The sequence below is a fragment of the Methylorubrum sp. SL192 genome, from assembly GCF_026672325.1.
GTDB lineage: Bacteria > Pseudomonadota > Alphaproteobacteria > Rhizobiales > Beijerinckiaceae > Methylobacterium > Methylobacterium extorquens.
The window spans coordinates 3,880,273-3,898,931 of record NZ_JAPPQV010000003.1; the positions used below are offsets into that span (position 1 = coordinate 3,880,273).

Below are 18,659 nucleotides of genomic sequence, written 5' to 3' on the forward strand. Positions count from 1 at the left end.
TTCCCGCCGCGGCATTGCTCTTTGGTGCGGGAGAGCACATGGCGGTCAGCCTGCGTTCGACTCCGCGGGCGGAGGGCCTGCCTTTCCCGCATTTCCCAGCCATCCCGTTCGGCAGCGCCCTTCCCTACCCTCCCTTCGGACGAGACCGGATGGCCGTGCGAGACACACCATCGCCCGCCTTTGTCCTTCAGGATCGAAGCCGCGCGCAGCCCGCGGCCGACCGTTGAGCCGATGACCGAACGCGCGTTTCCACCTGCCGCCGAGACCGTTCCCCTCTACGGCGCGCCGGTGATCGGGCCCGACGAGACGGTCGCGTCGATCGCCGCTGCGCTCGCGGGGAGCGTGCTCGCGCCGGCCGGCCGCCTTTGGTGGCTTGCCGTTGCCGGAACGCTCGTCCCGATCCTCGTCTGGGCCGGCCTGCGCTCGGCTGCGCCCGCCGTATTCGGTCCGGCCGCTGCCGCGTGGTGGATCGGGCTCGCCGCGGGGTGCCTGCTGATCTCGGGGCTGCTGCTGCTCGCGGGCGTGGCGTGGCGCTGCGGCATCGGCCGCCTGACACAGACCGCTGCCCTGCTCTGCGCGGGTCTCGCTGCGCTCTACCCTGTGCCGGTCCATCCGGTGAGCCTCGGGGCCTTGCTCCTGGCGAGCCTCGGCCTGTGGGCGGCGGCGCTCTTGCCGGATCTGACGGTGTTGCGCGACGCCGCGGGACCGGATCGCCGACGCGCCCGCCTCTACCGAGCGCTGTCCGCCGGCTGGTGCGGCTCGGCGCTGCAATGGCTCGCCTGGGAGCGGGCCTGCCGGGGGTTCGGCCTGCTCGGCATTCTCGCGGCGGTGGCGGTGCTGATCGACCTTGCACTCGCGGCCGCCCTTCGCACTGACCGGCACGACACCCTGCTTCCGGTCGCCCTGCTGGTCGAGGCGGTGCTCTCGGGCGCCGGGCTGATCGCGGCACTCGCCATGACCCTGCGCCGAGGCCGCGGGCTCGACGGCCTCATCACCGGCCGGCACCTCGATATCCTGGGCCGGCTGCTGCTCGCCTTCGGCCTGGCCGCCCTCTATTGCCACGTCACCGAGATCGTCACCGCCCTTCTCTACGGCGACGCGGCCGAGCGGGCGCGCCTGACGCGCCGGCTCCTCGGCGACGAGGCGCCCGCCTTCTGGATACTCATGCTCGCCGGGCTTCTCCCCACGCAATTGTTCTGGATCCCCGACATCCGCCGCAGCGCCCTCGCCCTCGGTCTGATCGGCGGACTCGTCGCCATCGGCCTCGGCGCGGATCACGTGCTCGCGACGCGGATCGGGGCGACGGGGGCGGCCCTGGCGGATCTCCTCACCGCGGGGGTCGCGACCCTCGGTTCCGCCGGGCTGTTCGTCCTCGGCCTGTTGCTTCTCTTCCGCCTCGTGCCGCCGGTCGGAATCGCCGAGACACGCCAACTCGCCCTCGCCCAGAACGCGCACGCGGCGCCGCGGGTGCCGGAGACCGCGCCGGACGCCCGGCCGGGCCCGTTCGCCGTGCAGACCCTTGCCCAACCGCCTGGCCAGCCCCCTGGCCTCATCGCAATCTTCGCCTCGGACGCCGGGCTGGCCGAGGCGGCGCGTGGGCTCTCGGGGCCGCGCGCGCCGCGCCTCGACGCCTTCGGTCCGGTGCCGATGCCGGAGGCCGCCGCTGCCCTGCATCGGGAGGAGCGGAGCCTGAACCGCCTCGCGCTGTTTGGTGCCTTTCTCGGATTTGCGGCCTTCCTCGCCATCCGCATCGCGGGCCTTGCCGGGGACATGCCGGACGGGCCGGCGAGCGTGGCGGCGCTCCTCGCCCGGCCGCTCTCTTGGCCGAATTCCTGGCCGCCTGCTTGGCCGACCGCTTGGACAACGCCTTGGCCGGCCGCGTGGCCGTTATCCTGGGCCATGGCGGCGGTGCCGGCTCTTTCCGCTGCGGCGGCGGGCGGCGTGCTCGGCCTTGCGGTCGCGCTCCTCTCCGTCGTGAGAGCCGGGCGGGCCGGCCGCCTCCCTCCCGCTGCCCTCGCCGGACATTTCGTCCTGACGATCGAGCCCTCCGGCGCGCCGTTCATTCCGGCGGCCCTCGCCCGGCGCCTCAACGCCCTGCCGGCGGATGCGGGACGTCCCCTCGCACTGTACGGCCTTGCCGCCGGGGAGCCGCTGCGGTGAGCGCGGAGGAGAAGGGCGCCGCCGCCCGCAAGGCGACGGGGGCGAAATCCGCCGGCGCCTATTTCCGCGATCCGGCCCGCCGCCCGGCGGCGGCCTTCGCGGCCGGGCTGGCCTGCCTGCTGCTGGCGTTCCACCATGCCGGGCTGCCCCGGCTCGCGCCGTCCTATCTCGCTGCCTGGACCTGCCTCCTCGCGCTGCCGGCAGGCGCGCTGCCCGTCGTCATCATGATCGAGCGGGCCGATGCGTGGCGCCCGCAGCCCGAGACCGCGTTGCTGGAGACCCTGCGCGGCCTGCTCGTGCTGATGCCGGTGGCCGCGATCCTCGCTCTGCCGATCCCGGTGGCCGCCGTCCTGCTCTACCCGGCGCCGGAAAGCGCCGGGCCGGATGGGCCGCTCGCCCTGTTCGGGGTCGCACCGCCGCTGCTCGCCGCCCGCCTCGCCCTCTACTTCGCGCTCTGGACCGGGCTCGCCCTGCTCTTCGCCCGTCGCGGCGGCGAGCCCTGGGCCAAGGCCGGTCGGATCGACGACGGGCGGGCCGTGCTCGGCCTCGGCCTCCACACCGTGGTCGGCACGTTGGCCGCGGACGACCTCGTCATGTCGGTCGGAACCGATCCCGGCCTGCGCTTCCATGCCAGCGCCTTCGGCCTGCTAGTGCTGGCGGCGTGGTCGAGTCTGGCGCTCGCCGCCGCGATCCTCGTCGCGCCGCCCGATGCCGGGCCCGCCCGGCGCCGCCACGATCGCCTCACGCCGCTCGCCGTGCTGCTGCTCGTCTGGGCCGGCCTGCACGTCGTGCAGTTCCTGATGCTCGGCGCCGCCGCCGATCCGGGGGCCGCCGCGTGGTACCGGCTCCGCGCGGGCTTTTCCGGCCGCGCCCTGGCGCTGTCCGCGGGCGCCGTCGTGGGGCTGGCCGCCATCCTGACCCTGCGTCCCGGTGAGAACCGCACGCGGCTGGTGGCGGCGCTCGCCGTCGCGGTCCATCTCGCCGAACTGTTCTGGTTCGTCACGCCCGCCTTCCGCGGCCACTTCCGCGTCGGCTTCACCGACCTGTTGGCGCTCGCCGGAATGATCGGGCTCGCCCTGGGACTGGCGCCCGCGGTCCGCCGCCTGATTCCGGGTCTCGCCGTCACCCCCGTCTGGCCGGGCCGCGAGCGCGCGCGCGGGCGACCGGGCGCGGCGGCGGGGGACATGCACCGCAAATCGGTTGTTCCGCCCCCCGAAGCTTCCTAGTTTCCCCTCCCCGCCTCTCTCGATCCTACCGCGCGCGACGCAGAAGACCCCGGCCACCATGTGCGAACTGCTCGGAATGAGCGCGAATGTGCCGACCGATATCCGCTTCTCCTTCGCGGCTTTGGCCCGGCGCGGCGGCGAGACCGGCCCGCATGCCGACGGCTGGGGCATCACCTTCTACGAGGGGCGCGGCTGCCGCTCCTTTCACGACCCCGAGCCCAGCGCCCGCTCCGAACTCGCCAAGCTCCTGCGCCGCTATCCGATCAAGAGCCGCATCGTCGTCGCGCATGTCCGCAAGGCCAATCGCGGGCGCGTCAGCCTGGAGAACACCCACCCCTTCTCCCGCGAGCTGTGGGGCCGGCGCTGGACCTTCGCCCATAACGGCCAGCTCAAGGGCGTGAAGCGGCTGCCGCTCGGCCGGTTCGAGCCGGTCGGCACCACCGACAGCGAACACGCCTTCTGCTGGATGCTGTCGCAGCTTCAGGAGCGCTTCCCCAAGCCGCCCCGCGCCGCGACCCTGGAGGCGGCGATTGCGGGTTACGCCCTCATCCTTTCGGAGCGCGGCGTCTTCAACATGCTGCTGTCCGACAGCCGCGTGCTCTACGCCCATTGCGGTAAGCGGCTCTGCTACCTCACCCGCCGGGCGCCGTTCGGCACGGCGACGCTGATCGACGAGGATTGGCGGGTCGATTTCGCTCAGGAGACCACCGAGACCGATATCGTCACCATGATCGCCACGCGGGCGCTGACCCGGGACGAGACCTGGACCGAGCTGGAGCGCGGCGACACCCTCGTTCTCACCGACGGGGTGGTGCGGGTGCGGAAGGGCGCGACGCGGCGGCGCGCGCGTCCGATGCCGGAGATCCACGGCGCAGCCTGAGGGCGATCGATCGGGAAAGGCGGAGGGGCCTGCCGATTTGCCGCATTCAAGCGACAGGATCGGCGAATCATCTCACTCTTCGGGCGACAGACTACCGTCTGGTGTGCAAGCGTGGCAGTATTTCGCGTGGCGCGGGTGTGCGTGATCGGGCCGATGCGCTACAACTATGTTAAGGGCCGTGCCGGGGCCTGCCCCGTGTGCGGCACTGCGCCGGCATTGCCGAAAAGTCCCGATCGCGAAGAGCCCGATGCGTAACGATACCGAAGCGACCCTGGATCGTCCCGCGATGACAGACGGCCGTCCCAAACTTTCCGACTCGATCCGCAGCCATCTCGGCGATCATCTGCGCAGCGTGTACGACACGCTCGGCGCGGGGGAGGACACACCGTCCCGCTTCTCCGAGCTGATCGGCAAGCTCGAAGCGGCCCTCAAGGCGCAGGGCGAGCGGATCGATCCCGAATTCCGCAACGGCCTGCTCTCCGCGGTGCCGTCCTTGCGCGCCTTCGCCCTGTCGCTGACCTCGAATCCGGCGCGCTCCGACGACCTCGTGCAGGACACCCTGCTCAAGGGTTGGCAGCACCGCGCCCGCTTCCAGCCGGGCACGAACCTCAACGCATGGCTCTTCACGATCCTGCGCAACATCTTCTACTCGGATCACCGCAAGCGCGTGCGCGAGGTCGAGGATCAGGACGGCTCCTACGCCGCCCGCCTCGCCACTGCGCCGCATCAGGGCGACCGGCTCGATGTCGAGGATCTGCAGACGGCGCTCGCCAAGCTGCCGCCGGACCAGCGCGAGGCCCTCGTGCTGGTGGGCGCCGAGGGGGTCTCCTACGAGGAGGCCGCGACCATCATGGGCTGCAAGGTCGGCACGGTGAAGAGCCGCGTCAGCCGCGCCCGCGGCCGTCTCGCCGAACTCCTCGGGTATGACGAGGAGGACCTGTCCTCCGACCGTCTCATCCAGTCGGCGATGCCCGACGCCTGATTGTTGGCTCGAAGGACGCCGGAACCGTCTCGCCATCGAAACGGTGGCGACGGATGCGGTAAAGGCCGAGCGGTTTGCCCGATGATGGGGCCGGGTCCGACGACGGGACTTGGTGATCGGCCCGCTTTCCGGTGTCGAACCCGTATCTGCTTCCGTGCAGCGGGTTCCGGTCACGACCGTAGTTGGGGACTTGGATCTCGCAGCGTCCATTGCTGAAAGCCGTCGGCCCTCGTGCCGGACGATGCTCTGAATGACGCTTCGGAGGCAGCCCGATCGTATCCGTAAGGCTCGACGCACCGACTCTTGATCATGTTGGGGGCGTTGCGCGAACGCGAACCTCTGACCGGCCTTGGCGGGGAGCTGGAAACCACGCGGGCGTCCCGTCGCGAAAATCGGACATTGGACGAAGCCAGCCAAGCTGAATGCGACCGGCTCGCGGGTCCTGTCTCTGAGGGAGGCCGTCTTCGCGCGATGGCGCCGGCCGCATCGGGATGCGGCGCTTTGTGAGTGCGTCTGCGGTGAGCAGAGGGCTCACACGCCGTCAGCGAATAAAGCGCGAGCGGCGAAGCGCTGGCGCTACAAGCCACTATGCAGGGCATCGAGAGCGGTCGGCCGGCTCGGCGGCATTGCGATTGGCCCGGGCTTCGACTGCGCAGCCCCTATCGACCTGCCGTATCGGAGCCGGCCAGCGGAGTCCGATGACTCCGCCAACGCGGCATCGATCCTCAGGCGGCCTTGCGGCGCCCGCCGGTCTTGCGGCCTTCGCCGGCAGCGGCCTTGCGGCGCGGCTCAGGGGCCGCTTCCGCCACCACCTCATCGACCGGCTCCGCGGCCTTCGCCGAGGATTTGCGGCGCTGCTGGCCGAGGCCGAGATCCTTGGCGAGCGCCGAGCGCGCGGCCGAATAGTTGGACGAGACCGTCGGATAGTCGGCCGGCAGGCCGTAGCGGCGGCGGTAGCCGTCGATGTCGAGGCCGTGCGTGGTCAGGTGCCGCTTGAGCGTCTTGTAAGGCTTGCCGTCGATGAAGGAGATCAGGGCATCCGGCGTGATCGACTTCTTGATCTGGGCCGGTGTCGCCCGCTCGACTTCTTCTTCCTTGGGCGCCTGCGGTGCCGACAGGGCGACCAGGGCCGCATGAACCTGAACAATCAAGCCCGCGAGTTCAGGCGACGGCAGAGAGTTGTTGGAGACATAAGCCGAGACGAGATCGGCTGCGAGTTCGATACGGTCGTGTTGCGTGACCTGATTGGTTTCCGACATTGTACGTGATCCTATTTGCCCCTCGTTCTTGTGAGCTAAAAGGATCTGAAAAAGATTCAAGTCCGGTTCTAGCCATTTTCCTGGAAAACGACTGCAAAATCGAGAAAAAACCACGATCTGGCTGCTATTGCGAACGATCAGTCGGGATCAGACACCAGGTTGCGGTCGCTCCAGGTGGTGCACACAAGCTGAGGTTCGATCAAGCGCACGATGAAGGGCGCTTGATTCGTCCGTTCAACAAACTGTGAGAGGTCAGTCCGAGCTGAGCGCGGCTCTCGGCAGGTCGAACCGGCCGGCTTTCATGGATCACGGCAGGTCCGGGATGGTTCGCCCCGCCATGACGGCGCAACTGTATCGGTCGGAGCCTGCCGTTAGAGGCCCGGCAGCATGGCCTCATCGTCGTCGCGCTGGCTGGCGGGACGGCGTTGCCCGCTCGGCGGCGGCAGAGTGCAGCGATAGACCACCGCGTCGGGCGGTCCGAGGGTGGCGTTGAGCGGAACCGTGACGGTATCGCCGGAGAAGCGCCAGTGTCGGGTGCCGCGATCCCAGTAGAGCCACACGGTGGTTTCGTGGCCCTTCACGTCGAACACGGCGGCTTTCTTCGAGAGCGCCCGGAGGGTTCGCGGCTCGTAGAGGCCCTTGCGGCGATAGGCAGCGCGGGACTCGGCGTCCTGGCGATCGACGAAGGTGTTCTGAACGATTTGCAGGGTCGCTCCGGGTTTGCGGAGGAATTTCTTGAAATCGCTCAGGGATCGCAAGACCACGGGCATGGTGTCCTTCCAATCGTCAAGTCACGGACGCATCCTGCATTGTGCGACGGCACCTTAGTTCCGCCGAGATGACAGTTATCCCTCACGCACAAAGGTGGCGTCGGGCGATATCCACGGGAAAACGGCGCTGTCCACAGGAGTCGAAGACTCTCAAGCTCGGCGGTTCTGCGCCTGCGGCTTGGCCCGAGCCCGGCCTCGGCTTGACCTGCGGGCCGGGCTCGGGCGTTTAGGCCTCATGCTGCTCCAATTCTTCACGGGCCTGCGCGAGGCCCGCGTGCCGGTGTCCCTGCGCGAATACCTCACGCTGCTCCAGGCGATGGAGAGCAATCTCGCGGACAAGCGCGTGGAGGAATTCTACTTCCTCGCCCGTACCGTGCTGGTGAAGGACGAGTCGAACCTCGACCGGTTCGACCGGGTGTTCGCCTCGGTCTTCAAGGGGCTGGAAACGCTGGGCGAGGCGGTCGAACCCGCCGCCATTCCCGAGGAATGGCTGCGCAAGCTCGCCGAGAAGTATCTGACCGAGGATGAGAAGGCCGAGTTGAAGGCGCTTGGCTGGGACAAGCTGTTCGAGACGCTGAAACAGCGCCTCGCCGAACAGAAGGAGCGTCATCAGGGCGGTTCGAAATGGATCGGAACCGGGGGCACCTCGCCTTTCGGCGCCTACGGCTACAATCCGGAGGGAATCCGCATCGGCCAGGACGGCAACCGCAACTTCCGTGCGGTCAAGGTCTGGGACCGGCGCGAGTTCAAGGATCTCGACGATTCACGCGAACTCGGCACCCGCTCCATGCGGGTGGCGCTCCGCCGCCTGCGCCGCTTCGCCCGCACGGGGGCGGCCGACGAACTCGACCTTGACGGCACCATCCGCGAGAGCGCCCGCAAGGGCTTCATCGATGTGCGGCTGCGCCCGGAGCGGCGCAACGCCGTGAAGGTGCTGCTCTTCCTCGATGTCGGCGGTTCGATGGATTGGCATGTGGAGCTGGCCGAGGAGCTGTTCTCGGCGGCGCGCTCGGAGTTCAAGCACTTCGCGCATTTCTACTTCCACAACTGCCCCTATGAGGCGGTGTGGACGGAAAATCATCGCCGCCACGACGAGCGTATCCCGCTCCTCGACGTGATCCGCACCTATCCCTCCGACTACCGCGTGGTGTTCGTGGGCGACGCCTCCATGAGCCCCTACGAGATCGCCCATCCCGGCGGTTCGGTGGAGCACTGGAACGAGGAGGCGGGCGAGGTCTGGCTCGGCCGCGTGCTCGATCATTTCCCGAAGGCGGTCTGGCTCAACCCGATTCCGGGCGAGCACTGGGGCCACACCCACTCGATCGGCATGGTCCGCCGGATCTTCGCGGACCGGATGTTCCCGCTGACGCTCGAAGGGCTGGACGGGGCGATGCGGGCGCTGCTGCGCTAGAGCGCTTTCCGACGACAGGGTCGTGACGAGGACGGCCAGCGGCGGGAGCCCGTAGAGGCTGCGGACCAAGACAGGCTCCGGTTGGAACCGTGCCTCGGTCTGCTCGGCGCCGCAGGGCGAGAGGCCGAGCCGCAGCGTATCCTGTACCGGGCGGCGTTCATCGGCAGGACGAGCACGGCGAGTCCGCCCGGAGCGGAGGCACGCCCCCGCGCGGCGTCGCCTCAGCCCTGGCGGGCCGGGGTCGTCACGATGAGGCCGTCGAGTTCCGGCGTCACGCGGATCTGGCAGCACAGGCGCGAGGTCGCGCGCACATCCGAGGCGAAATCGAGCATGTCCTGCTCCATCGGCTCGGCCGGCCCGACCTTGTCGGCCCATTCCCCGTCCACGTAGACGTGGCAGGTGGCGCAGGCGCAGGCTCCGCCGCACTCGGCATCGATCCCCGGAACGTTGTTGCGGATCGCCGTCTCCATGACGGTCGAGCCAACCTCGCCGTCGATCGTGCGGGCCGTGCCGGCGTGATCGACGAAGGTGATCTTGGGCATACCTTGCTCCGGGACGTGTCGGCGTCCGCCTGCGATCCTTCAGGGGGGCGGCGTGGCGCCTGCTTGCGGGCGGCCGAGTGAGAAAGCAAGCGCCAAGCCGGCGCTTTTCCGTCGCGCCGCCGGTGCGGATGCCGCGTGTCCGTTCGCCGAGAGGTCGGGCCGGCACGGCGGCGGTCTTACGTCGCGGGCATCGAGCGAACCTGACAGGCGGCCGCTCACATCTCCCGGCCGGGGGCGGCGAGCGCCGCCAGCGTCTCGGCGACGGCGCTCCGCAACGCTTCGAGATCGGCCTCGCCAACGGTGCGAAACCCGGTTTCGACGGTCGTGCTCGCCTCGGCCACCTGCATCGCTCCGACGCCGAGCGCCGCACCCTTGAGCGTATGGGCGAGATCGGCCCGTTCCTCCGCCGGACGGCTCGCCTCCGCCATCGCGGGCAGGAGCCGGCGGCACTGATCCTCGAACAGGCTCAGCACCTCCCGGGCGAGGTCGGCATCGCCGAAGGTCTGCGCATCGAGGTGGGCGTGATCCAGCAGAGGGGCGAGCTTGTTCTCGAGGTCCACGTCCGTCCTTATCGTCTGCTTGATCATCGTTGTTCGGAATGAAACGGCCGCTCCATCCGCCCGGTTCTGGGTAAAAGCGCTCGCCGCGGCGACCTGCCTGTGGGTGGCGCCAGCTATCCACAGCGCAGGGCGCGCCGGGGCGTACCCGTTTAAGGCTGCAAGCGTCAGAACTTGGGGCGAATGCCGGATCACGGGACCCGGCTTGGTAACCATTCCGTTAAGGTTTCTTGGGTGCGCCGGGCCGATCGGGTATCGGGGGCATCATCCGAGGGACTAAGATCCCGTGAGACGTCGGGTAAATCCGTCTCCATTGCGGAGGGCGCGAGCTCTGCAATGGACGGCGATGCGTACGAGGGTTGCATGGCCACCGAGAAGAAGCTGAAGGATCCGGCAGAGGCGGCCCTCTCCGCGATCGAGCAGGCTTTGAATCTGGACATTCCGGCACCGGGCGACACCGCCCGCGTCGAGCCGCGGCTGCCCGATGTCGGCGACAGCGATCCGCTGGCCGATCCGTTCTCCGAGGCCGGGGGACGCCGCACCCCGACCCTCGACATCGATCCCGCCGCCTCCGATCTGCCGCTGCCCGAGCGGGGGCGCTCGCGCCGCGAGGGCGGGCTTCTGCCGCCCGACCGCTCGCTGGTCGCCAACGACGATCGCCAGAATATCGGCATCCTGCAGCAGACGCTCCGGGTGCGGCCCTCGCGCAAGCCGTACCTCGTCGCGGCCATCGCCTCGTTCCTGTGGCTCAACGGCCTCGTGGCGCTCGCCTGGAACCAGTCCGGCGGCGATCTGAAGACGTTCATCACCGGGCTCACCGCGCTTCAGGCGGCGGTGGTGGCCACCGCCATCGCCGGGCCGATCGTGCTGTTCCTGATCACGGCGATGCTGGCCGTGCGCGCCCACGAGATGCGTCTCGTCGCCCGCGCCGTCGGCGAGGTGGCGATCCGGCTGGCCGAGCCCGAGAGCTTCTCGACCGACGCGGTGCTGACCATGTCGCAGACGGTGCGCCGCGAAGTCGCCGCCGTCGGCGACGGCGTGGAGCGGGCGCTCGCCCGCGCCGGCGAACTCGAAACGCTGGTGCGCGGCGAAATCTCGACCCTGGAGCGCGCCTATTCCGATAACGAGATCCGCATCCGCAGCCTCGTCGATGAGCTGATCGCCCAGCGTGAGTCCATCGTCGGCAGCGCCGATCGGGTGCGCGGGGCGATCGCCGGATCGCACGAGAACCTGTCGAGCGAGCTGGAGGGCGCGGCCGAGCGCATCGTCGCCGCCATCAACGGCGCGGGCGAGCGCGTGACCGGGGCGCTCGATGCCCGCGGCACCGCGATCACCGAGGCGCTTGGCGAGGTCGGCGAACGGGTGGTCGGCAACGTCTCGACCCGCGGCGACGACCTCGTCCGCCAGCTCACCGCCACCAGCGAAGGCGTGCGCGGCGGCCTGGAAGAGATCGGCACCACCCTCACCAGCGCGCTGCAGCAGCGCGCCGACGAGGTGACGCAGGCGTTCGAGCGCACCGGCGGGGCGCTCACCCGCACGCTGGCCGACAACGCGGGCGCCGTCGCCCAATCCCTGTCCGAGACCGGCACCGGCCTGATCGAGGCGCTGGACCGGCAGGGCGGCGCCGTGCGCGAGACCTTCGAGCGCTCGTCGAGGGGCCTGGAAGAGGCCTTCCTGTCGCGCGGAACCGAGCTCACCGAGCGCTTCGCTCAGACCGGCGGCGCGATCACCGCCCGCTTCGCCGAGACCGGCGAGGGCTTGAGCCGCAACTTCGCCGCCACCGGCGCGGCGATCTCCGAGGACATCGCCGTTCGCGGCGCCTCGCTGCGCACCGAGATCGAGGCCGCCGGCACCGGCGTCTCCGAACTGATCGAGGGCCGCGGGCGCGATGCGCAGGCCGCCCTGGCGCTTGCCGCCGGCAGCGTCGCCGACGACTTCTCCACCCGTATCGACCGGGTTCGCGACGCGTTCCTGGCGTCCGCCACCCGCGCGGCCGAGACCATGGACGGTCGCGGGCTCGAACTCGCCGCCCGCATCGAGGCGGCGGCGTCCCGCGTCGATGATGTCATCGCCGTCCAGGGCGGGGTGCTCGCCTCGAACCTCGACACGGCGGGCGAACGGGTCGTCGGCCTGATGACCGAGCGGGCGGCGCAGGCCGCCGCCACCGTCGAGCAGGCTCTGGCCGGGCTCGGCGCCTCCTTCGCCGCGAATGCGAACGGCACCGCCGAGAGCCTGGGCGAGACCGTGGCCCGTCTGGGCCAGGATCTCGATGCCCGCACCGGCGCCGCCCAGGACGGCATCCGCCGCAACGCGGAGACCGCGACCGCGTCCGTCGGCGCGAGCGTCGAAGCGCTGGAGCGCCGTCTGCGCGAGGCCGCCGAAGCCATGAGCGGCCTGCTCGCCGAGCGCACCGTGGAATCGACCGCGCGGATGCTGCACGTCGCCGAGGAGACCTCGGGGGCCGCGCAGGCGCAGAGCGCCGCCGTCACCACCCGCTTCGCCGAAGCCGCCGAGGCGCTGCGCCGCGCGGCCGACGAGGCCGCCGCCGCCGTCGAGAGCCGTTCGGACGACGTGGTGGGCCGGTTCCAGGCCGCTGCCGACCGCGTCGGGGGCGAGCTGGGCAGCCGCAGCGAGAGCGCGTCGCAGGCCCTTCACGCCGCGATCCAGCGGATGGCCGACGAGCTGTCGGCCCGCAGCGCCGAAGCGACCGGCGCCCTGGCGCTCGCCGCCGCCCATGCCGGTGGCGAGATCGACAACCGCACCAACCAGTCGATGCACGCGCTTCAGGATCTCCTGCGGCAGGTGGCCGACGAGATCTCCGTGCGCGGCTCGGAGGCCAGCGTCGCCCTGTCGCTGGCGGCGGCTCAGGCCGGCGGCGAGATCGGCAGCCGTGCCGACCAGTCGGCGCAGGGTCTTCGCGACCTGCTGCGGCAGGTGCAGAACGAGATCGACGGCCGCAGCGCCGAGGTGACGGACGCGCTGGCGCGGACCGCCGAGCGGGTCGGCGGCGAAGTCGGTGCGCGCACCGAGGAATCGCTGCGGAGCCTGCGTGAGACGCTGGGCCGGATCGGCGAGGAGCTGTCCGCCCGCGGCGCCGAGACCAGTGCGGCCCTGGCCCGCGCGGCCGAGCAGGCCGGCGGCGAGGTCAACAGCCGCACCGAGGCGTCGCTGCGCAGCCTGCGCGACGCGCTGGCCCAAATGGGCGACGAGCTGTCGGCCCGCAGCGCCGAGGCCACCGCTTCCCTCGCCCGTGCGGCCGAACAGGCCGGCGGCGAGGTTGGCGGCCGCACCGAGAGCGCCCTGGAGGCCCTGCGCGAGACGCTGCGCCGGCTCGGCGACGAGGTTGCCGCCCGCGGCGAGGCCACGACGCAGGCGCTGTCGCGCACCGCAGAGGACGTCGGCACCGAGCTGGAGACCCGTCTGGGAACCCTGGAGGACAGCTTCGGCCGCCACGGCCGCGGCGCCGCCGCGCTCATCGCCAGCCAGTCAGACGAGGCCCAGGCCCGCCTCGAAGGCGCCAGCCGCGAGGTCGTGCTCGCCATTGCCGGCCACGTGTCGCAGGTCGGCGACACCCTGCACCGGAGCCACGCCGCCTTCGTCGAGACCGCCGACAGCCGCACCCGCGCGGTGGAGGAGGCCCTCGGCAACCGGCTCGCCGCCCTCCAGGAAACCATCGCCCGCGGCGACATCCTCGCCGACCGGATCGCCGGCAACGCGCAGACGCTCGGCGACACCCTGGATTCGCGCCTCACCGAGATCGACCGGATCATCGCCGTGCAGGGCAATGCGCTCGCCGACTCCCTGGCCGAGCGTGCGCGCCTTGCCAGCGAGACCGTCGAGGCCCGCATCGGCGAGATGGAATCCGTCTCGGCTCGTCGCGCCGCCGAGATCGGCGAGAGCTTCGCGGCCCTCGTCGGCCATGTCGACACGCGGCTGGGTGCCCGCGCCAACGCCCTCAACGAGGCGCTGGTGCTGCGCAGCTCCGAGATCGCCCGCACGCTGGATGAGGGCAACCGCATCCTCACTGACGCCCTCGACCGGCGCATCGAAGGCTCCGCGCAGGACATCGCCGACCGTGGCCGTTCCGTGGGCGACGTTCTCGCCGCCCGCGCGGCCGAGATCGCCGAGCGGCTCGAGCGCACGACCCAGGATCTCGCCCGCCGCCTCGACGAGGGCGCCGAGCGCCTCGATACCGGCGTGGTCGCGCGCCTCGATGCCCTCAGCGGCACGCTGGAGGAGCGCACCCGCCACCTCGACGAATCCTTCGGCATCCAGGCGCTCGAAGCGGTGCGCCTGATCGAGAGCCGCACCCGCACCATCGACGGCGAGCTGACCGGCCGCATCCGCGACCTCGTCGCCCTGCTGGAGCGCCGCAGCGGTCTCGCCGTCGAGGCGCTGGGTGGCCATGTCGAGGCCATCGCTCGCCTGTTCGACGAGCGGGCCGAGAGCCTCAACCACCTGTTCGACGAGCGCGGCGGCGCGCTCGCGGCCGACCTCGACCAGCGCGGCCGCGTGGCCGTCGAGGGGCTGGAGGGACGCCTCTCCGACATCACCCAGGCCCTGGAACAGGGTGGCGCTTCGCTCGGTGCCCTGCTCGACCGCCGCGGCACCGCCTTGCTCGCGACCCTGCGCGACCTCATGGGACAGGTCGACGGCCTGCTCGGCGAGGGCACCGGCCGCCTTGGCCACGCCTTCGAGACCCAGGCGAGCGAGATCCGCACCCTGCTCGACAGCCGCGCGGACGATCTGCGCGGCCTGATGGAAGGCAGTGCCGGCCGCGTGCGCGGCGAACTCGAAGCCGGCCTCGGCAGCTTCGAGACGGTGCTGGACGAGCGCCTGCGCACGGTGCGCGACCTGCTCGACGCCCGCAGCGCCGAGATTCGCGACACCTTCGATCACCGCACCGACGACCTGCGCGGCCTGATGGAGGGCGGTGCCGGACGGGTGCGCAACGAGTTCGAGGCGAGCCTCGGGGCCCTCGACACGACGCTGGCGGAGCGCGTCCGCACGGTGCGCGACCTGCTCGACGCCCGCAGCGCTGAGATCCGCGACACCTTCGATCACCGCACCGACGATCTGCGCGGCCTGATGGAAGACGTCTCCGGCCGGGTGGGCGGCGCATTCGAGGCGAGCCTCGGCAGCCTCGATACGACGCTGGAAGAGCGCATCCGCATGGTGCGCGAGTTGCTCGATGCCCGCAGCGCCGAGATCCGCAACACCCTCGACAGCCGTACCGGCGAGCTGCGCGGCCTCGTGGACGGCAGCGCCGGCCATGTCCGCGGCGAGTTCGAGACCGGGCTCGGCGCCCTGCGCGCCGCCCTGGAGGAGCCAGCCCGCACGGTGCAGGACCTGCTCGACAGCCGCGCGGGCGAGATCCGCGCCATGCTCGATGCCCGCAGCGATGATCTGCGCACGACCCTGGAGGAGCGGTCCCGCGCGGTTCAGGACATCCTCGACCACCGCACGGCCGAGATCCGCGGGCTGCTCGACGGTCATGCCGGCCGCCTCGACGAGGGCTTCCAGGGCCGCATCCTGCCGCTTCAGGCGGCGCTGACCGACGGCGCGCGCCTGTTCGTCGAGACGCTGGAAGGCGGCATCGGCCGCGCGGCCGGCGAGGTCGATGCCCGCACGCGGGGTCTCGCCCACCTGTTCGACGAGCGCCTCGGCGTTCTCGGCGACATCGTGGACGGGCGCGGCCAGCAGGTCGCGCAGACCGTCGAGAGGCGGTCGCAGGAGCTGCGCGCCCTGTTCGACGAAATCCACGCCACCCTCGGTGCCCTGGTCGATGAGCGCTCGACGGCGCTGACCGGACGTCTCGAGAACCAGACCCAGGCGCTGGCGACGGTGTTCGACGAGCGGATGCGGAGTCTCGACGGGCTCGTCGAGAGCCGCGGCGGTGAGTTCGCGCGGCTCGTGGAGAACCAGGCGGCCACCCTGTCGCAGACCGTCGAGGCCCGCAGCGAGGACTTCACCGCCCGCATCGACGCCCGCCTGCGCGCCTTCGCCACCGTGGTGGCGAACCGCGCCAACGCGCTGGCCGACGCCTTCGACGAGCGTCAGGACGCCTACACGGCGCAGATCGATGGGGGCACGGCCCGCATGGTCGCGACGCTCGATGAGCGCGCACGCCAGCACGCGGCCCAGTTCGAGACGGTCGAGGAGCGCCAGAAGGCCGTCGCCGCCTTGATCGAAGAGGGCACCGCCCGGATCGCGGCGACGCTGGACGAGCGCGCCCGGCAGCAGGCCGCGTTCGCCGAGGCCTTCGACGCCCAGCGGGAATCCTATGCGAGCGTGATCGAGCAGGGCACCGCCCGGATGGTCGCCGCGCTCGAAGAGCGGGCGCGCCGCCACGCCGCGCAGGCGGAGACGGTGGAGGAGCGTCAGCGGGCCGTCGCGGTGCTGATCGAGGAGGGCACGAGCCGGATGGTTGCGGCTCTCGATGAGCGTGCCCAGCGGCAGGCCGCCTTCGCCGAGACCCTCGACGGGCAGCGGGATGCCTATGCGAGCGTGATCGAGGAGGGCACCGCCCGGATGGTCGCGGCTCTCGACGAGCGTGCCCAGCGGCAGGCCGCCCTCACCGAGGCCTTCGACGGGCAGCGGGACGCCTATGCCAGCCTGATCGAGCAGGGCACCGCCCGCATGGTCGCCGCACTGGAAGAACGGGCCCGCCGCCACGCGGTGTTGGCCGAGGCGTTCGACCGCCAGAAGGAGGCCTACGCAGCGCTCATTGATGGCGGCACCGCCCGGATGGTCGCGGCCCTGGACGAGCGTGCCGAGCGGCAGGCCGCCCTGGCGGAGACCTTCGACGAGCGTCAGAACGCCTACGCGGCACTCGTGGACGACGGCATCGCCCAGATGGGCCGGATGCTGGAGGAGCGCGCCCGCCGTCACGCGGCCGAGGTCCAGGCCCGCGCCGACGCGCTGGCCGAGACGATGGATCAGCGCAACGGCGCGCTGGCCCGCATGATCGATGGACCGGCCGCGGCCCTGGCCGACGCCCTGGCCGAGCGGGAGCAGGCCCTCGACCGGCTCATCGCCGACAAGGGTGCACCGCTGGTCGAGGCCCTGCGCGAGCGCACCGATGCCATCGTCGTCCGCACCGTCGAGTCGGCCAAGGCCCTGCGCGTCGCGCTGGACGAGGGCGCGGCGGCCTCCGCCGACACCGTCGCCCAGGCGCATGAGCGGGTCCGCCGCGACGTCGCCGGCTTCCTCACCCGGATCGAGAACGCCAATGACGGGCTGAAGGACCTCGTCGGCGGCGCCTCGGAGAACCTCGGTGCCATCGAGCAAGGGCTCGCAGCCCGCGTCGAGCAGATCCAGTCGGCCCTCGACCGGGTCGCCGCCGACACGGCGCAGGCCTCCGACCGGGTCTCGAGCCAGGTCGTGGCGCTCCGCGAAGCCTCGCAGGGAGCACTCGCCCAGGCGTCGAGCCTCGCCGAGACCCTGGATGCCCGCGGCAAGGCGCTGGTGGAGCGCACCGGCACCCATGTCGGCGCGCTCGAAGCGGCCGCCGGCAATCTGGAAGCGGTCGAAGGCCGTCTCGCCGAGAGCCTGTCGAGCCGGCAGGCCGTGGTCGAGGCGGTGCTGTCCCGCCTCGAAGAGCGCAGCCAGGCCATCGAGGCCCAGACCGGCCGCTTCGGCAGCGTGATCGAGGAGACGCTGCGTGCGGCCGAGACCCGCGCCCGTGAACTCAGCGAGAGCGTCGCCCGCGTGGCCCGCGAGGCCGGGACCGCCGTGGCGGGCGACTTCGAGCGCCTGCGCAGCGGTGCGGACGCCGAGAGCGCCCGCACGGCGGAAGCGGTGCGCAGCGCCATCGAGGAGGCGTCCGCCAAGATGATGCAGAGCTTCGCCGCCGCCTCCGGCCAGTTCGGCGACTCGGTCACGCGGATGAATGCGATGGCCGCCGAGATCCGCCGCGAACTCGACGCCACCCGCGCCGACCTGCAGCGCGGCGTTCTCGACCTGCCCCGCGAGACGCAGGATGCCACGAGTGAGATGCGTCGCGTCGTGGCTGAACAGATCGACGCGCTGAACGAGCTCTCCGCCCTGGTGGCCCGCTCGAACCGCTCGGTCGATGTCGCCCAGCCGGCGGCGCAGGCCCGCGGGGCCGAGCAGCGCCGCACGGCCGAGGCCGGCCGCGCCGTGTCGGCGGCCGCACCCGCACCGGTCTCCGCGCCGGCGCCGGTCCGCAATACATCCCCGACGGCGGCCCCGGCAGCGGGCCGGTCTCAGCCGGCATCGGCCCCCGTGCGTCCGGCGAGCCCGGCCGCTGTCCCCGGCCCGGTCCAGGGGCGGCCCGGTACCCGCGATAACCGCGGCTGGCTGTCCGATCTTCTGACCCGCGCGTCGCTCGACGATGACGGCGCCGAGGCGGTCCCCGCCCCGGCTCCGGCCGCCGCGCCCGAGGCGAAAGGTCCGGTGGAACGGATCTCGCTCGATGCGATCTCGACCGACATCGCCCGGATGGTGGATCATCAGGCCTCGGTCGAGTTCTGGCAGCGCTACCGCCAGGGCGACACCAACCTGTTCGACGGCCGCCTCTACACGGTCCAGGGGCGCCAGACCTTCGAGCAGATCCAGCGCCGCTACCGGGCGGATGCCGAGTTCCGCCGCACGGTCGATCGCTATGTCGGCGAGTTCGAGCGGCTGCTCGGCGAGGTGACGAAGAACGACCGCGACACCAAGCGCGCGGACGCCTACCTCACCTCGGAAACGGGCAAGGTCTACACCATGCTCGCCCATGCCAGCGGCCGGTTCGACGAGGCCTGAGGCTTACGTCGGAGGAGGCGGGATCGGTGTCACCGAGCCCGCCTCAAGGCCTGATCGACCAGGGTGCCCCATGAAAAAGGCCCCCGTCGCTGGCGAGCGACGG

10 protein-coding genes are annotated in these 18,659 nt (G+C 71.4%); 6 read left to right on the forward strand and 4 right to left on the reverse strand.

Annotated elements, in window-relative coordinates; translation table 11 throughout:
- Positions 1–231: 231 nt before the first annotated feature.
- From OVA30_RS18850 to OVA30_RS18865, 4 genes are all read left to right on the forward strand, one after another.
- Entirely contained in the window at positions 232–2,160 is a 1,929-nt protein-coding gene (locus OVA30_RS18850) for a quinol:electron acceptor oxidoreductase subunit ActD (RefSeq protein WP_268176364.1), read from the forward strand.
- Complete coding sequence (locus OVA30_RS18855) at positions 2,157–3,386, forward strand: hypothetical protein (protein WP_268176365.1); 1,230 nt, start codon at positions 2,157–2,159, stop codon at positions 3,384–3,386. Before OVA30_RS18850 ends, OVA30_RS18855 begins: the two co-directional genes overlap by 4 nt.
- 58 nt (positions 3,387–3,444) lie before the next feature.
- Positions 3,445–4,266, forward strand: coding sequence for a class II glutamine amidotransferase (locus tag OVA30_RS18860; RefSeq protein WP_003604686.1), 822 nt, complete (start codon positions 3,445–3,447; stop codon positions 4,264–4,266).
- Positions 4,267–4,513: 247 nt separating this feature from the next.
- Entirely contained in the window at positions 4,514–5,248 is a 735-nt protein-coding gene (locus tag OVA30_RS18865) for a sigma-70 family RNA polymerase sigma factor (RefSeq protein ID WP_003604688.1), read from the forward strand.
- A gap of 725 nt (positions 5,249–5,973) precedes the next feature.
- Here OVA30_RS18865 and OVA30_RS18870 read toward each other — a convergent pair.
- On the reverse strand, positions 5,974–6,507 hold the full coding sequence (locus OVA30_RS18870) for a MucR family transcriptional regulator (RefSeq protein ID WP_056117380.1): 534 nt from the start codon (positions 6,505–6,507) through the stop codon (positions 5,974–5,976).
- Between the two features lie 371 nt (positions 6,508–6,878).
- Positions 6,879–7,277, reverse strand: a complete 399-nt coding sequence (locus OVA30_RS18875; protein ID WP_015824545.1) for a hypothetical protein — start codon at positions 7,275–7,277, stop codon at positions 6,879–6,881.
- Between the two features lie 235 nt (positions 7,278–7,512).
- On the opposite strand from OVA30_RS18875, the gene OVA30_RS18880 reads away from it, so the two are divergent.
- A complete protein-coding gene (locus OVA30_RS18880; RefSeq protein WP_268176367.1) occupies positions 7,513–8,688 on the forward strand; it encodes a vWA domain-containing protein in 1,176 nt (391 codons plus the stop codon).
- 221 nt (positions 8,689–8,909) lie between these two features.
- On the opposite strand, the gene OVA30_RS18885 is transcribed toward OVA30_RS18880, so the two are convergent.
- Positions 8,910–9,230: a 2Fe-2S iron-sulfur cluster-binding protein gene (locus OVA30_RS18885; RefSeq protein ID WP_003604694.1), complete on the reverse strand. Its 321-nt coding sequence runs from the start codon at positions 9,228–9,230 to the stop codon at positions 8,910–8,912.
- A gap of 215 nt (positions 9,231–9,445) precedes the next feature.
- Entirely contained in the window at positions 9,446–9,790 is a 345-nt protein-coding gene (locus OVA30_RS18890; RefSeq protein WP_268176369.1) for an Hpt domain-containing protein, read from the reverse strand.
- A gap of 360 nt (positions 9,791–10,150) precedes the next feature.
- Here OVA30_RS18890 and OVA30_RS18895 point away from each other — a divergent pair, with 360 nt between their 5' ends.
- Positions 10,151–18,556: a hypothetical protein gene (locus tag OVA30_RS18895; RefSeq protein ID WP_268176370.1), complete on the forward strand. Its 8,406-nt coding sequence runs from the start codon at positions 10,151–10,153 to the stop codon at positions 18,554–18,556.
- Positions 18,557–18,659: the final 103 nt, after the last annotated feature.

Excerpts from the sequence above, each read along its gene's own strand:
- OVA30_RS18865 (WP_003604688.1), top strand. The coding sequence starts at position 4,514 with ATGCGTAACGATACCGAAGCGACCCTGGATCGTCCCGCGATGACAGAC.
- OVA30_RS18850 (WP_268176364.1), top strand. The coding sequence starts at position 232 with ATGACCGAACGCGCGTTTCCACCTGCCGCCGAGACCGTTCCCCTCTAC.
- OVA30_RS18875 (WP_015824545.1), bottom strand. The coding sequence starts at position 7,277 with ATGCCCGTGGTCTTGCGATCCCTGAGCGATTTCAAGAAATTCCTCCGC.
- OVA30_RS18870 (WP_056117380.1), bottom strand. The coding sequence starts at position 6,507 with ATGTCGGAAACCAATCAGGTCACGCAACACGACCGTATCGAACTCGCA.
- OVA30_RS18880 (WP_268176367.1), top strand. The coding sequence starts at position 7,513 with ATGCTGCTCCAATTCTTCACGGGCCTGCGCGAGGCCCGCGTGCCGGTG.
- OVA30_RS18895 (WP_268176370.1), top strand. The coding sequence starts at position 10,151 with ATGGCCACCGAGAAGAAGCTGAAGGATCCGGCAGAGGCGGCCCTCTCC.
- OVA30_RS18860 (WP_003604686.1), top strand. The coding sequence starts at position 3,445 with ATGTGCGAACTGCTCGGAATGAGCGCGAATGTGCCGACCGATATCCGC.
- OVA30_RS18885 (WP_003604694.1), bottom strand. The coding sequence starts at position 9,230 with ATGCCCAAGATCACCTTCGTCGATCACGCCGGCACGGCCCGCACGATC.